Source organism: Goodfellowiella coeruleoviolacea (genome assembly GCF_024171785.1).
GTDB classification, from domain to species: domain Bacteria; phylum Actinomycetota; class Actinomycetes; order Mycobacteriales; family Pseudonocardiaceae; genus Goodfellowiella; species Goodfellowiella coeruleoviolacea.
The window spans coordinates 540454-554442 of sequence record NZ_JAMTCK010000003.1 but is presented as its reverse complement, the minus strand read 5'-3'; the positions used below and the strand labels follow the sequence as shown (position 1 = coordinate 554442).

General features: G+C 67.6%; 17 protein-coding genes and 1 pseudogene. 8 read left to right on the top strand and 10 right to left on the bottom strand.

Annotated features, from left to right (window positions below; genetic code table 11):
- Positions 1–222 precede the first annotated feature (222 nt).
- The 4 genes from groL to LX83_RS08590 all read right to left on the bottom strand — a co-directional run bounded on the left by groL (position 223) and on the right by LX83_RS08590 (position 4596).
- Entirely contained in the window at positions 223–1845 is a 1623-nt protein-coding gene (gene groL, locus LX83_RS08605) for a chaperonin GroEL (protein WP_253769019.1), read from the bottom strand.
- 424 nt (positions 1846–2269) lie between these two features.
- Positions 2270–3457, bottom strand: a complete 1188-nt coding sequence (locus tag LX83_RS08600) for a protein kinase domain-containing protein (RefSeq protein WP_253769017.1) — start codon at positions 3455–3457, stop codon at positions 2270–2272.
- A 138-nt stretch (positions 3458–3595) separates the two neighbouring features.
- A complete protein-coding gene (locus tag LX83_RS08595) occupies positions 3596–3799 on the bottom strand; it encodes a cold-shock protein (protein WP_253769015.1) in 204 nt (67 codons plus the stop codon).
- A gap of 134 nt (positions 3800–3933) precedes the next feature.
- A complete protein-coding gene (locus LX83_RS08590) occupies positions 3934–4596 on the bottom strand; it encodes an AIM24 family protein (protein ID WP_253769013.1) in 663 nt (220 codons plus the stop codon).
- Positions 4597–4785: 189 nt separating this feature from the next.
- Here LX83_RS08590 and moeA point away from each other — a divergent pair, with 189 nt between their 5' ends.
- Positions 4786–6012 (top strand): molybdopterin molybdotransferase MoeA, encoded by a 1227-nt coding sequence (gene moeA, locus LX83_RS08585; RefSeq protein WP_253769011.1) that lies wholly within the window; start codon positions 4786–4788, stop codon positions 6010–6012.
- An 891-nt stretch (positions 6013–6903) separates the two neighbouring features.
- Here moeA and LX83_RS08580 read toward each other — a convergent pair.
- Positions 6904–7128: a hypothetical protein gene (locus tag LX83_RS08580; RefSeq protein WP_253769008.1), complete on the bottom strand. Its 225-nt coding sequence runs from the start codon at positions 7126–7128 to the stop codon at positions 6904–6906.
- A 176-nt stretch (positions 7129–7304) separates the two neighbouring features.
- Here LX83_RS08580 and LX83_RS08575 point away from each other — a divergent pair, with 176 nt between their 5' ends.
- Both LX83_RS08575 and LX83_RS08570 read left to right on the top strand, forming a co-directional pair.
- A complete protein-coding gene (locus tag LX83_RS08575) occupies positions 7305–8126 on the top strand; it encodes an aminoglycoside phosphotransferase family protein (RefSeq protein WP_253769006.1) in 822 nt (273 codons plus the stop codon).
- Positions 8127–8856: 730 nt separating this feature from the next.
- Entirely contained in the window at positions 8857–9354 is a 498-nt protein-coding gene (locus LX83_RS08570) for a hypothetical protein (protein ID WP_253769004.1), read from the top strand.
- A 67-nt stretch (positions 9355–9421) separates the two neighbouring features.
- Here LX83_RS08570 and LX83_RS08565 read toward each other — a convergent pair whose 3' ends face one another.
- From LX83_RS08565 to LX83_RS08545, 5 genes and pseudogenes are all read right to left on the bottom strand, one after another.
- A complete protein-coding gene (locus LX83_RS08565) occupies positions 9422–9997 on the bottom strand; it encodes a VanZ family protein (protein WP_253769002.1) in 576 nt (191 codons plus the stop codon).
- A 190-nt stretch (positions 9998–10187) separates the two neighbouring features.
- A pseudogene (locus tag LX83_RS38880) lies at positions 10188–10331 on the bottom strand (IS30 family transposase); the annotation flags it as partial.
- Positions 10332–10619: 288 nt separating this feature from the next.
- Positions 10620–10826 carry a DUF397 domain-containing protein gene (locus LX83_RS37740; protein WP_301327775.1) on the bottom strand — a complete coding sequence of 69 codons (207 nt, stop codon included), beginning with the start codon at positions 10824–10826 and terminating at the stop codon, positions 10620–10622.
- Between the two features lie 103 nt (positions 10827–10929).
- The gene (locus LX83_RS08550; RefSeq protein WP_253768998.1) at positions 10930–11133 is read right to left on the bottom strand and encodes a DUF397 domain-containing protein; all 204 of its coding nucleotides are present in this window, start codon (positions 11131–11133) and stop codon (positions 10930–10932) included.
- A 25-nt stretch (positions 11134–11158) separates the two neighbouring features.
- On the bottom strand, positions 11159–12010 hold the full coding sequence (locus LX83_RS08545) for a helix-turn-helix domain-containing protein (protein WP_253768996.1): 852 nt from the start codon (positions 12008–12010) through the stop codon (positions 11159–11161).
- A 380-nt stretch (positions 12011–12390) separates the two neighbouring features.
- Between LX83_RS08545 and LX83_RS08540 the strand changes: the two genes are divergently transcribed.
- The 5 genes from LX83_RS08540 (at position 12391) to LX83_RS37735 (ending at position 13896) form a co-directional block, all read left to right on the top strand.
- Positions 12391–12660, top strand: coding sequence for a hypothetical protein (locus tag LX83_RS08540; protein WP_253768994.1), 270 nt, complete (start codon positions 12391–12393; stop codon positions 12658–12660).
- A 208-nt stretch (positions 12661–12868) separates the two neighbouring features.
- Positions 12869–13279, top strand: coding sequence for a hypothetical protein (locus tag LX83_RS08535; RefSeq protein ID WP_253768992.1), 411 nt, complete (start codon positions 12869–12871; stop codon positions 13277–13279).
- Entirely contained in the window at positions 13276–13518 is a 243-nt protein-coding gene (locus tag LX83_RS08530; protein WP_253768990.1) for a hypothetical protein, read from the top strand. The genes LX83_RS08535 and LX83_RS08530 overlap by 4 nt, the downstream gene beginning before the upstream one ends.
- 34 nt (positions 13519–13552) lie before the next feature.
- The gene (locus LX83_RS08525; RefSeq protein WP_253768988.1) at positions 13553–13729 is read left to right on the top strand and encodes a hypothetical protein; all 177 of its coding nucleotides are present in this window, start codon (positions 13553–13555) and stop codon (positions 13727–13729) included.
- 32 nt (positions 13730–13761) lie between these two features.
- Positions 13762–13896, top strand: coding sequence for a hypothetical protein (locus LX83_RS37735; protein ID WP_301327774.1), 135 nt, complete (start codon positions 13762–13764; stop codon positions 13894–13896).
- Positions 13897–13989 lie beyond the last annotated feature (93 nt).

The window sequence follows — 13989 nt, the reverse complement described above, 5'->3', positions numbered from 1 at the left end:
AACCGGGTGCGACGCCGACCCCGGACGAACGCGAAGGGCGGCCCCGCGGGTGCGGGACCGCCCTTTCGTGGCGAACAGCCGTCTCGACCGGCGACGGCGGTCGGCCAGCCGGGGCACGGGGCCCCGCCGGAACCAGCCGGGGTGAGACCCCCGCCGGGACCGGCCGGGGCAGGTGCCCCCGGCGTGGACCGCCACCGCTCAGTCTCGGCTGAGCGACATGGATCAGAAGTCCATGCCACCAGCGTCCGGAGCGGCCGGAGCGGCAGCGGCCTTCTCCGGCTTGTCGGCCACGACGGCCTCGGTGGTGAGGAACAGAGCCGCGATCGACGCCGCGTTCTGCAGGGCCGAGCGGGTCACCTTGGTCGGGTCCGGCACGCCAGCGGCGAGCAGGTCCTCGTACTTGCCGGTGGCCGCGTTCAGGCCGTGGCCGGTGGGCAGGCTCTTCACCTTCTCCACCACGACGCCGCCCTCAAGGCCGGCGTTGATGGCGATCTGCTTGAGCGGAGCCTCCAGGGCCACGCGGACGATGTTGGCGCCAGTGGCCTCGTCGCCCTCCAGGCCCAGCCCGCCGAAGGCGGCCTCGGCGGCCTGCAGCAGAGCCACGCCACCACCGGCGACGATGCCCTCCTCCACGGCGGCCTTGGCGTTGCGCACCGCGTCCTCGATGCGGTGCTTGCGCTCCTTCAGCTCGACCTCGGTGGCGGCACCGGCCTTGATGACGGCCACGCCACCGGCCAGCTTGGCCAGGCGCTCCTGCAGCTTCTCGCGGTCGTAGTCGGAGTCGCTCTTCTCGATCTCAGCGCGGATCTGGTTGACCCGGCCCTGGATCTGGTCGGGGTCGCCAGCGCCCTCGACCACGGTGGTCTCGTCGCGGGTCACGACGACCTTGCGGGCCTTGCCCAGCAGGGACAGGTCGGCGTTCTCCAGCTTCAGGCCCACGTCCTCGGTGATGACCTGGCCGCCGGTCAGGATCGCGATGTCCTGCAGGATCGCCTTGCGGCGGTCACCGAAGCCAGGAGCCTTCACGGCCACGGACTTGAAGGTGCCGCGGATCTTGTTGACGACCAGGGTGGCCAGGGCCTCGCCCTCGACGTCCTCGGCGATGATCAGCAGCGGCTTGCCGGCCTGCATGACCTTCTCCAGCAGCGGGAGCAGGTCCTTGACCGAGGAGATCTTCGAGCCGTACAGGAGGATGTACGGGTCCTCCAGCACCGCCTCCTGGCGGTCGGGGTCGGTCACGAAGTAGCCGGAGATGTAGCCCTTGTCGAAGCGCATACCTTCGGTGAGCTCCAGCTCAAGACCGAGGGTGTTGCTCTCCTCGACGGTGATGACGCCTTCCTTGCCGACCTTGTCCATCGCCTCGGCGATCAGCTCGCCGATGGTGGTGTCGCCGGCCGAGATCGACGCGGTGGCGGCGATCTGCTCCTTGGTCTCGACCTCCTTGGCCGTCTTCAGGAGCTGCTCGGTGACGGCCTCGGTGGCCTTCTCGATGCCGCGCTTGAGGCCGAGCGGGTTGGCGCCGGCGGCCACGTTGCGCAGGCCCTCGCGGACCAGCGCCTGGGCCAGCACGGTGGCGGTGGTGGTGCCGTCACCAGCGACGTCGTCGGTCTTCTTGGCAACTTCCTTGACCAGCTCGGCCCCGATCTTCTCCCACGGGTCCTCGAGCTCGATCTCCTTGGCGATGGAGACGCCGTCGTTGGTGATGGTCGGCGCGCCCCACTTCTTCTCGAGCACGACATTGCGGCCCTTCGGGCCGAGCGTCACCTTGACGGCGTCGGCGAGGGTGTTCATGCCGCGCTCAAGACCGCGGCGGGCGTCCTCGTCGAACGCGATCATCTTGGCCATTGCGGTGTGTTCCTCCGCCTGTCTGGATGGGGCCACTGCGAGCAGACGCCCACAGCGGAACACGGTGCTTCGGCCAGGCTCGGTGCCCGCGACGGACGATCAGCTCCGGAGTTCTCCGGCGCCGATCTCACCGTCCCAGCCTCACATGTGGCTGTCGTCGTCCACACTGGCACTCGAACTCGCCGAGTGCCAGATTGTGTTTAGCACTCGACACGGGAGAGTGCAAGAAGACCAGGTCAGCGGGTAGCCCGTCCGGACGGGGGAACGGACGGGACGACGACGGGGAGACGACGGCACGGCAACGCCCGCGCCAACAGCGCGCCAACGGAGTGACCGCCGACGGCGTGACCGGGCCGGACGCGCGGCCGGGTCGCTGATCGACCCCCGCGCGCCCGGCCGAACGGGTCCGGCCCAGCGGTCCGGCTCAACCGGTGAGCAGCACGACGAGCAGCACGATCAACGCCAGCGCCACCGCGCCCACGCTGACCGGAATCACCCAGTTGGCGGAATCGCCCTTGGGACGGTTGCCGGTGAACGCGCTCGTCCCGGCCGGGGCCGGCGGGCGCAGCCGCACCGGCTCGGACATGGACGAGGACGAGTAGCCGGCCGGCTGCTGGTTGGGTCCGGTCGCGGGCTGGTAGCCGCCGGGGCGCCCCGGCTCGGGCTGCCGCTGGGCGAACCCGGGCTGGCCGAAGCCGTGCGGACCGGTCGGCGGTCCCACCACCTGCTGGCCGGCCTGGTCGCGGGACGGCTGCGCCACCGGCTGGCCCGGCCGGGCCGCCGGCTGGGTGAGCGCGGCCCTGGCGGCCGAGATCAGCTCGCGGCAGTTGGCGTAGCGCTGGCCCGGGTCCTTGGCCATGCCCCTGCGCACCACGTCGTCGATGGCCGGCGGCAGGTTCACCAGCGCGGACACCGCCGGCGCCTCGGCGGCCAGGTGACCCTGGATCACCTCGGGCACCTTGCCCTGGTAGGGCGGCCGGCCGGTGAGGCAGGCGAACACCATGCACGCTAACGAGTACGCGTCCGTGCGGCCGTCCACCGGCTCACCGCGCAGGTGCTCGGGCGCGGCGTAGGTGGGCGAGCCGAGGAAGTCGCCGGTGCGGGTGCGGTGACCGGTGGCCCCGCGCCGGGTCAGGCCGAAGTCGGCCAGGTAGACGTGCTCGGTGGTGGACTCCCTGGAGGTGACCAGCACGTTGGCCGGCTTGACGTCCAGGTGCACCAGGCCGTGGCCGTGCAGCATGTCCAACGCCTCGGCGACCTGGCCGAGCAGGGCCAGCGCCCGGGGCGGGGCCAACGGACCGCGCTTGATCAGACTGGCCAGGTCGGAGCCGTCGACCAGCCGCATGGCGATGTAGAGCAGGCCGTCGACCTCACCGAAGTCGTACAGCGGCACCACGTTCGCGTGGTCGATCGCCGAGGTGTTGCGCGCCTCGTCCACGAACCGCTCGCGAAACTCCGGGTCCTCGGTCAGGTGTTCGCCGATGACCTTGAGCGCGACCTTGCGGCCCAACCGGACGTCGGTGGCGCGGTACATCACGCTCATCCCGCCCCGGCCGAGCACCCCGTCGATCCGGTAGTGGCCGAGCCGCCGTCCAGTGAGATCCTCCGACACGAGGCGCAGCCTAACGCCAAGAGATTTCCGGATGCGGGCGGTTGTGCCACAGCAGCCAGCAGAACCACTCGACTGCCACACCACCACCCGGCCGCCGGCGGGTTCTGGCGGCCCGCCGGCGGAACCGGCTGGAGCTGGTCAGACCTTCCGAACGTCCGCGGCCTGACTACGGCCGTCCCGACCCGCCTGGACCTCGAACTCAACCCGATCGCCCTCGGCGAGGGTGCGGAAGCCGTCCATCTGGATGGCCGAGTAGTGGACGAAGACGTCCGGCCCGCCGTCGGCGGCGATGAAGCCGTACCCCTTCTCCGAGTTGAACCACTTGACCGTGCCGACAGCCACCGGCGTCCTCCTTGCAGATGTCGCGCACGGCGCCCTGGGCGCCGCTTGGAGCGTTCGTCACGCTACCGAAAAAGCGGCCCCGTGCCACTCCCTTGATGTGGGACGCCCAGGTGGGTCAGCAACCGAGATGTTGATCACGCACGGGTAGCGAGTCCGTTGGCCTGCAACCAGTTGACCAGCCCTCGAGGGTTGCGCGTCTGGGTCAGCACCAGGCCGGGACCGGCGAAGTCGAAGACCAGTCCGTCACCGGTCCGCACGGACTGTTCACCCCCTTGGCGCAACGCTCGCAGGCGCGCGCGCACCGTGTCCGGGAAGGCGAGCACGTGCCCGCTGTCCACCGTCACCAGCTCGCCGGCGTCCAGCGCGACCACGTCCAGCGCGCCGTAACAGGTCAGCACCGAGGAGCCGTGACCGTGCAGGTGGTTGAGGAAACCGTGGTCCCCGCCGAACAGCGCGCGCAGCGGTGGCGCCTGCTGGTCCAGCGCGATCGTGCTGGCCGAGGCCAGCCAGGCGCTCCTGGCCACGCACCAGCCGGTGGTGCCGTCCAGCTCCAGCACGTGGACGTCGCCGGGTAACTGGCCGGCGACGTCGACCCAGCCGCCCTGCGGGGGCGCGGTGAACACGACCGCGCCCTTGCCCACCCGGCCCAGTCCTCTTGCCGCGCCGCCCTTGCCGGCCACGCCAACCCCGTAACTGGTCGAGAGCATCGCCCCCGACTCCACCTGCACCGGCTCCGCGGGCGCCAGGACCAGCCTGGCGACCCCGTAGGCAGGCGTGTGGCGAGTGCGGACCTGCACGAGATTCCCCTCCGTAGTCAGCGGACCTGCCAGCCGGGGCAGTCTGTCACGCGGTTCGGTGACGCCGGGGACGATGCTGGTGCGATGTGGTGAACGCGCCAGTGGGCGTGGTGCCGGACCGGTGCGGGGCAGGATGCAGCCGTGCCGAACTTGCCTAATTTGCCTGAGAACTCGCGTGATCTGCCGAATTTGCGCGATCAGCCACTCCGCCGGCCGATCAGCGTGGCCGAGCACCGGGCCAGGGTCGCCGCCCTGGTCGAGCGGACGCCGGTCGTCCGACTGCCGCTGACCGACTGCCTCGGCCTGGTCCTGGCCGAGGACCTGGTGTCGCCGATCTCGTTGCCACCGTTCGACAACTCGGCGATGGACGGCTACGCCGTGCGCGCCGCCGACCTGGCCGGCGCCGACCAGGACAACCCGGTGGAACTGCCGGTGGCCGAGGACATCCCGGCCGGCCGCACCGACCTGGTCCCGCTGGAAGCCGGCACCGCGCACCGGATCATGACCGGCGCGCCGCTGCCGCCGGGCGCGGACGCGGTGATCCAGGTGGAGCTGACCGACGGCGGCACCGAGCGGGTCCGGTTGTTCCGCGCGGTGGCCCAGAACAGCAACGTGCGCCGCGCCGCCAGTGACGTGGCCGCCGGCGACCGGGTGCTGGTCGCCGGCACCGCGCTGGGCGCGGCCCAACTGGGCCTGGCCGCCGCGATCGGCCGGACCGAGCTGCCGGTGCGGCGACGGCCCAGGGTGCTGGTGCTGTCCACCGGCAGCGAACTGGTCGAGCCGGGCCAGCCGCTGCTGCCAGGGCAGATCTACGAGTCCAACGGGACCATGCTGGCGGCGGCGGTGCGCGCGGCCGGCGGTGAGGCCGAGCTGCTGCGGTTCGTGCCCGACGAGGTGGCGGCCTTCCACGCCGCGCTGGAGCCGAGGCTGGCGCACGTGGACCTGGTGCTGACCTCGGGCGGGGTGAGCGCGGGCGCCTACGAGGTGGTCAAGGACGCGTTGGCGGATCGGGGTGTCACGTTCACGAAGGTGGCGGTGCAGCCGGGCGGACCGCAGGGGGCGGGCCGCTACCAAGGGGTTCCGGTGATCACCCTGCCGGGTAATCCGGTGAGTTCGCTGGTGTCGTTCGAGTTGTTCGTCCGACCGGCGCTGCTGGCAGCGCTCGGCCACGAACGGGTGGACCGGCCCCGGGTGCGGGCGACGCTGAGCCAGGGCATCACGTCACCGGCGGGGCGCACCCAGTACCGGCGCGGCGTGTACGACCCGGCGTCCGGTCGGGTGGTGACGCCGGTCGGTGGGCCCGGCTCGCACCTGCTGTCGGCGATGGCGCTGGCCAACTGCCTGATCGAGGTGCCGGAGGAGGTCACCGAGCTGGCCGAGGGCGACGAGGTCGCCGTGCTGGTGCTCGCGGACTGACCGGCTGAGGGGCGGCGGGGAATCCGGTCACGCGCCGAGTTGCCGCCATCACGGTGAGCCGGGAAACTGTATATACAACTTCACGATCGGGTAGGTAATGGGGATCTTGCTGACGTTGTGTGACCGATTGCTCACAGTTGAGCATTGATCACGGCTTGTGATCACGGTTACACTTGATCCAGTGAGGGTGACCGCCTTCGTGCACCCATCCCAAGGTGATCAGCCGAACCCGGCCCGCCGGTCGGGCCGCCAGACCTGATCGCCGTCCCGATCCCAAACGTCCGCCCAGCGCAAGCCCGCGGTGGACCACAGTCGGCGGCCGGCGGTCCGTGCTTCGTCGGGGGAGGCACGGGCCCGCCGGCCAGCCTTCTGACCAGGGGCGTGCGGCGTGCTTCGGAACCCCGAGCGTCGTACAACACGCCGGGAGGTTCCGAAGCCGGACATGGCGTGTCGTCCCAACTTCTGAGAACATCCCACTCGTCGCCAGGACGATCGGCCCGTTGTCCCTGATCGCCCAGGGCGGCAACCACCTCATCGCCCCGCAAGGGATCGCAACACTTCCGAGCAAAACGCTCGTATGTTGTAGGAGAGCGGCAACCACCTCATCGCCCCGCAAGGGATCGCAACTCTGCCCAGAGCCTGGCTGGCTACATCAACCGCAGGCGGCAACCACCTCATCGCCCCACAAGGGATCGCAACGTCTACGTCGAGTGCGCAGACGACAACCGCTACTTGGTGGCAACGACCTCATCGGTCCACAAGCTTCATCAGGCGGGGCAATTGCCTTCTACCCGGCACCTCAACGCGAGCCCAGAGCGGACCACCACCTTGCCACCTCGGTGAGCAACGCCCGGGGCATCTTCGCCCTCAAGCGCGAGCAACCACAACGCGTCAACAATCCGGTGGTAGGTAGACACCTGGCATACCGATGATTGCATTCAGACGGTAGACCTGACCGATCATCACTCCAGGGACTACGCCGAGTTCTGCCAGCGGGTCGCCGGCCGGTTCATCCACCACGTGCCGACCGACGAGCCCCAGGGCGGGGAGAGGGGTCAGCAGTTGCGTCACACCATCGACGCAATCCGAGCCGCCGGCTTCGTTGTTGACATGCAACTGTGGCAGGCTGCCGCGACAGGAGACTGCCACGGCTGTCAGAGCGGCTGTCACGACGATCCCCCACCCATTCCGCCCTCAAGTAGAACCAAGGATCACGCGTGCATTGCCAGTGGGAAGAGCTACCCCTCCAGGTTCGCCGGGAGGTGCGGTCCCGTTGCGGTGCGATTCGCGAAGTGGGGTACCCGTCCGCGGGAATCAATTCCGATTTCGCGGCCACGCTGCACGGCACCGACCAAATCGTGTTCTGCAAGGGCACGCGAACCGGTAGCCGTAAAGCGTGGATGCACCACAATGAGGCTGAGGTGAATCCCTGGCTACCGCGCCTCGCACCACGGCTGCACTGGCGGATCGAGACGGACGGCTGGTTGCTGCTCGGTTTCGAGCACGCGCCCGGGCGTCATCCCGACCTGTCACCAGGCTCAGCTGACTTGGACACTGTGGCGGCGGCCGTGTCCGTGCTCAGCGAAGAACTGAACCCGTGCCCGCCGGTCCGCGTGGCACGCCTGGCCGAACACTGGCGGCAACTACTCGCCTGGCACCGGCTCGCCGCGAACCCACCGGACGACCTGTCACCGTGGATACGGTCGAACCTCGAACACTTCGTCCGGTGGGAGTCGCGGAATCTCGACCTGATCGACGGCGACAGCCTCCTGCACACCGACCTGCACCCGCTGAACATCCTCATCGGCGGGCAGGCCCGGGTGATCGACTGGGCGTGGGCACGCAAGGGCGCGGCGTGGGTCGATGCCGCCTTCCTCGTGCTCCGGCTGATCGAGGCTGGACACGAGCCACACCAGGCGGAGCGATGGGCCGAGCAGATCCCGGCCTGGCGCGACGCCTCAGACTCGGCGGTGACGGCGTTCGCCGTCACGGTCGCCGGCGTGTGGGAGCACATGCGCCGCACGAACCCGAAGCCACACAGTGCTCGGCTGGTTGAGGTAGCTGTGGCGTGGGCACAGCATCGTCTCGGCGACGAGATGCCCACGGTGGCCTGATCCACGACTTAGCCCCCCCGCGCCGACTCAGAAACCTCATCGCCCTACGGGGAACCACCGCCCAAACCCGCCAGTTGGGTCGTATCTACCCGCAACGACGACGATGCCCCACCCAGAGAAGTCTTGGGCAGGGCATCTGCTTGCCAGTCAGTCAGCCGTCGAGGCAGCCTGCCCTCACCGCGGCCAGGAACCGGGTCAATCCGGCCTGCCTGACGGTCACCCGCCTTTTTGGAGTCACGGACGCCAGCTAGCCCAGAGGTGTGCCGTCAGCGGGCATCACGGGCATGGTCGGTCACCTCCACACGGACAGGGCCGCGCGGCAACGCATTTGTACAGACTTAGATCCAACAGCCGTGGGCGGCGCGTTGTTTTCTCGCCGACCCGAGCCCTGCCACAGTCCAACTATCGGGTGAAATTTGGCAGTAACTCACGACTAACAATCAACTAAATCAGTCGGAGTAATCGGATCCACTAAGTGCACCATCCTTCACTAGTCCAACCATAGAAATCTCGCCCTAACTCGCAATCAGCTAAATCTGGTTTAGTGAGTGAACCCTAAAACTAAACATGCGATTAGCATACGATAAGTAACCACTGCGACCATCCGCGTGAAGTATCGTGACAGTGCTCACATGCCTTTGGGGGCTGATCGCGTCATCGGGCCATGGTTTTCTAATCGGCGGCCTCGTTGAAAATCGACGAGATAACCAAGTAATAGAGAGGAATTCCGATGGCCACCCGAAGGTTAATTGCCGCCATCTTCGGCGTATTGACACTCTTCAGCGTCGCGGCATCCCCTGCTTCAGCCAGCGATCGTGTCACCCCCGACGACGATCACTGGACGACCATCGTTGACAGCACCGGTCAGAGATTCAGTTATGGTGAGACCAGGCAAGACATCGGCGCATTAGAGAATCACTTCGACTGGACCGCCGAATTCAATGCTCGCCTAGAATCACGCCACTATAGCACGCCGTACAACGGTACCCATAGGATTGTGTTCAACCGCGGCGGAGGCTGCTTCCCCAATGAGACTTTCGCTGTCAGCCTATGGTACGAAGCTCCTATCGACCAGCAATGGGGCGAGACGCAGCGGGTTAGTTGCGCCAACGGTGGCACCGTCCGTTGGGATAACGTCGAACACGACGCGTACTATTTTGTGATTTCTTCGAGTTACTTCGGACTCACCCCAAATCGTACAACTTCTGGCACCACCTACTACCCGTGATCTGAAGAACTCGTCAACGAAGGCGCGCTCAGGAGTGAGCGCGCCTTCGTCTCGAAACCACCACTCATCAATCACCCTCACTACGTGTTGCCCGAACGGGATTCTCGTTCGCGCGCACACCTATCAACTTCAGGCAAAGCAACGCCAGAAGCGCACCCACGAATGCTCCTATAGTATTCAGAATTACATCGTCAACCGTTGAAATCCTTCCAATTCCCAAAACGGCTTGCAGGATTTCAATGGCAATCGAAACGAGCGCCGCACCGAGAATAACGCGCGTTAGACTCCGCATTCTTGCCGTCCGTAGAGGAACGAGGAAACCAAGCGGCGTCAGCAGAACCAGATTCCCTAGAATTTGCATTACCGCAGCCTCCGACGAGTACGTGAAGGCCTTGGCGACTTCAGAACCAGGGACCAAGCTAATATTATTTACCCCTCCTGGTATCGGAACGAATACCAGATAAAGAACAGGCAAGGTAAATAGAGCGATAAGAATGTCAAGACCGGAAGTCCAGTACGCCTGAACTGCCGCCTGACGCCCCCTCCGCCGAACCGCCAACGCCCACCAACCAACTACCAACATCGGGGTAACGATCAATACGATCGGTATGAGGTTGCCGAACGTTCGCCACAACTGCTCCACGCCGTCACCTTCCATCCTACGAGGAGAGTGGCCATTTCATCACACTCCGTTACGGACTGTCTCAATCGTGGCGCAGACACCCTGGCCGGCTCCAGCCGGTTCTAGCCCCTACCGCAACTGGCGCACCGGCCGCCCGGTCGGCCAAGTCTCGGTGGCGCATCCTGGTGGCTCTCGGCAACCCGACTGTGTCGATGGTGGTCTTGCCCGTTGTGTAGTTGATCCTGCGCCCGTCGGGGTGTAGGTGCGCGTGACCGATCTGCCGGATGCCGCGATCCCAGTCCTGGGCAGTGCGCTCGTGGGCCCCGACCTGCGCAGCAGCCTCCCGCCGCCGTACCCCGGCCGCACGAAGCCGGTCGTACTCCGCCTGCCCCGGAGGCCAAGACGTGCCCGACTTCCCCGCCCGCGTACCCCGGCCTTCCGCGCCCACGCATCCGCCGTGGCAGGGTTCACCCCGACCTCCCGGGCAGCCCGAGATGCTGCCGCTCTCCCGGTCCAGCGCCTCGAAAAACCTCGCCCTCAGCTCCGCGAAATCCACGATCCCCGCAACTCCCTGAACTCCAGGGTGTTGCGGGGATCGCTAGAGCCCGCCGAAATCCTGAGCGGGGCGCCTGCCTACCGGCGGTCAGCCGTGCAGCCGGCCGGCCTTCACCGCGTCGAGGAACCTGGTCAACTCCGCCTGCCCGAAGACCAAGACCGGACCGGCCTGGTTCTTCGAGTCGCGGATGCCCACCACCTCGGCAGCGTGCGCCAATTCGACACACTGGCCACCACTGTTCCCGCTACGGCTCGATTTACGCCATGCAGCGTGTGCGAACTGATCGAAAGCCATAGTTCTCCTCCCTGGCTGGACCACCAACGAGCCGAGGGCCGTCCTCGAAGAGGAGGATGCCCCGCCCAGAGGAGTCCTGGGCGGGGCATCTGTCTACCGGCGGTCAGCCGTGCAGGCGGCCGGACTTCACTGCGGTGAGGAACCGGGTCAGCTCGGCCTGCCCGAAGGTCAGGACCGGGCCGCCCGGGTTCTTCGAGTCACGGACGCCGGCGACGCTGTCACCGTGCGCCAGCTCGACACACTGGCCGTTCTCTCCACCGCTACGGCTGGACTTACGCCAAATCGCCCCTGCCAGGTCCGGGTTCATTGCCGGCCCCTCTCTGCTCCTGCCCTCACAGCTTGCGGCTCAAAGTATCCATCAGGGCAGTGCTGTCCTTCGCTGAGAGCGCAGCCTGACAGAGCTGGTCAAACATCCACTCGTACCTCGCCAAGTCCGGGCGGCTGTCCAGGTAGAGGGCACCTCGACCGTTCTCCAGATACACCGTGGTCATCCCTGGGTAGTCGAAGCCGAGCAGGGTGAATGGAGCGGTCATCGCAGGATGAGCACCAGCCCGGAACGGGAGTACTTGAATCGTTACGTGCTCGGACTCTGAAGTCTTGATCAGGTGCCGCAACTGATCCCGCATCACCGCAGGGCCACCGACTTCCCGGTGCAGGACAGCCTCGTTGACCACCACGTGCAGATCCGGCGCGTCATCACTCGTCATACGCTGTTGCCGCGCACGGCGCAGATTGACGGAGGTCTCCAAGTCCGACTCGGTGCTGTCAGGACGATTTGCCTTGGCGATGGCACGCACATAGTCGGCAGTCTGAAGGAGGCCTGGAACAAGCTCCGACTCGTACGTGCGCAGTTGGCTCGCGTCGCTCTCGTATCCGAAGTACAGCTTGACCCAGTCCGGCACGGCTTTTCCGTACGTCGTCCACCAGCCAGGCTGGTTCGCCTCCTCGGCCAACGCCAGCAACCGCTCCCGCTCTTCAAGCGACAGTCCATACAACGGCGCCAGAAGTTTCACGTACAGGCTTTTGATCGATTGCTTGCCGCCCTCGATCTTGCTCAACGTAGACGGCGTAGTCTCCAGTTCCGCGGCAGCCCTGCGGGCGGACACTCCAGCCGCTTCCCGGTGACGGCGTAGTTCGCCGCCAAGCTGCCATCGGCGGATAGTGGGCCCGGGGCGTCTGGCCATCACATGCTCCTTCGAAGTGAGTTGGAACGCGGCCCAGTGTGCCCGGGGAAAGTCGCCACGAGTTTCCCCCGATCGAAGGAATGTCCGCAGGAATTTCCTGCGCTACCGTTGCGGCAGTTGGTGAGCGCGGCCGGAGTGCTGGCCAACTGCCTGCCTCTGTCCTCACAGCTGAAGGCAGGCGAGCGGTGAGGGCCGGCGGTCGCACCCCTCGCCGCTCCCAGTAGCTCGCCCGGCTCCCGATGGGTTGGGTGATGGCCGCGCGGTTCCCAGATCACGCCCACGCGGCCCCAGCCATCGCCCCACGCGCCGGGGCGATCCCGGGCGGCGGGACGGTTGAGACGGCTTCGGCTCTCGTCCCGCTGCCCGCCCCGACAGAGGTGGTGGTGGACGTGACCGCACTGCTCGTGTTCCTCGCGCTCGGCCTGGTGGCCTTCGCAGTCCTCGGCGGCCTGTGGCTCCACCTGATCACCACATTTCCGCTGGACGACCGCCCCACCAACCGACAGCCGCGCCACGTCTCGGCGCGGCCACACGATGCTCCGACCGAGCCCACCGCCCCGGGTTCCGGTCGGGTACTGGCGATGGCCGGCCTGCCCCTCGGCCACGTCCCGACTAATCAAGTCCACTGTGGACAGGAGGCAGCAGCGTGACGGCGACACGGCGCACCTACCCCACTCACGACCAGGCCACAGCCGCCCTGGCCCGCTACCTGGCGACCCGCCGGGGCCGATTGCGGCGGTGGTGGTTGGCGCGGCGCGGCCGGGTGTTCGGGATCATCACCTGCCGGCCGGCGCCCTGCGGGTGCGCGTACTTCCGGGTTCAGGCGTGCCGCCCCGAGTCGAGCGTCTGGGGGCGGCGATGACCAGCACCCTGGCCTACGGGCACTCCCCGTTCGTCACGCCGCAGGTGCACGCCTGGCAGCCGGACACGCCCGGGTTCCACCGGAGCGTCTGCGGCATCCGCCTGGCCGACACGCTGATCACGATGTACCCGCGCCCCACGCGGGAGAACACCACCTGGTGCGGCGCCTGTTACCTCACCACGCCAACGGAATCCGGTGACGAGCCGCGGTACGTGCTGCGTCGGTCCAGTGTGGACGGTGCGGCGCACGTCATCGCCGCCAACGACGTGGGCACGGGGCGGTCGTACCGGGCGCTGTGCGGGCACGGCCTGTCCGACGCGGTCACGCAGGTGGTGCCGGCGCACCACTGCGGTCACTGCCTGGACGCGGCGAAGTCCGTGCTGGCTGCGGAGGTGGCGGACACGTGAAGGAACTGCCCCACCAGTGGCGCCTGTGCCCGGACGGCCAGTGCCACGCGTTCCCCACCGCACAGGTCAACGACGAGCGGGTGCGCACGTTGGAGGCGGTCGGCGTCTGCCGGTACAGCGTGCCGCGCGAGCGGACCACAGCCCTGATCGCCGTCCCGATGTGCCTGGCCTGCGACGAGGTGACCACGCGGGCGATGGACACGGTCCTGTCCGGCAAGCGCGACGGGGAGCCGGGATGACCGAGCACGGGCCCGGGCTGGAGGGGCAGGTGCCGTGACGCAGCGCGTGATCCTGCTCTTCGTCCTGCTCCTGTCGCTCGCGGCGGTCGTCCTCGGCGGCGCCCGGGATCAGGAGTGGACGCGCACGTCGTCCCGGTCGCAGCGGCCGGTCACCGGCACCACCAGCACCGCGCCGGTGCGGCTGCTGCCGATGACGTGGGGGCCGCCGTGAGACCGCTCCGCCAGCGCGGGGGCCCACGCGCGTTGCGGAAACACCTCCGGTACCTGCGGCGGAAGTGGCGGGACCGGCGCGACTACGACGACCCGACCTGGTGGTTCTTCCTCGGCCTGCTCCTCTGGCTGAGCGCCCTGTGGTTGGTCTTCTTCTACGGGTGCTGACCCATCAGTTCGCCGGATCGTGTGAACGCCCCTTGAGCCTCCCTGGCCCACCTCGCCAGGGTCCACCACAACCGCGTCTCGGAAGGAAAAAAC

Excerpts from the sequence above, each read along its gene's own strand:
- LX83_RS08535 (WP_253768992.1), top strand. The coding sequence starts at position 12,869 with ATGACCAGCACCCTGGCCTACGGGCACTCCCCGTTCGTCACGCCGCAG.
- LX83_RS37740 (WP_301327775.1), bottom strand. The coding sequence starts at position 10,826 with ATGGCTTTCGATCAGTTCGCACACGCTGCATGGCGTAAATCGAGCCGT.
- LX83_RS08570 (WP_253769004.1), top strand. The coding sequence starts at position 8,857 with ATGGCCACCCGAAGGTTAATTGCCGCCATCTTCGGCGTATTGACACTC.
- LX83_RS08545 (WP_253768996.1), bottom strand. The coding sequence starts at position 12,010 with ATGGCCAGACGCCCCGGGCCCACTATCCGCCGATGGCAGCTTGGCGGC.
- groL (WP_253769019.1), bottom strand. The coding sequence starts at position 1,845 with ATGGCCAAGATGATCGCGTTCGACGAGGACGCCCGCCGCGGTCTTGAG.
- LX83_RS08550 (WP_253768998.1), bottom strand. The coding sequence starts at position 11,133 with ATGAACCCGGACCTGGCAGGGGCGATTTGGCGTAAGTCCAGCCGTAGC.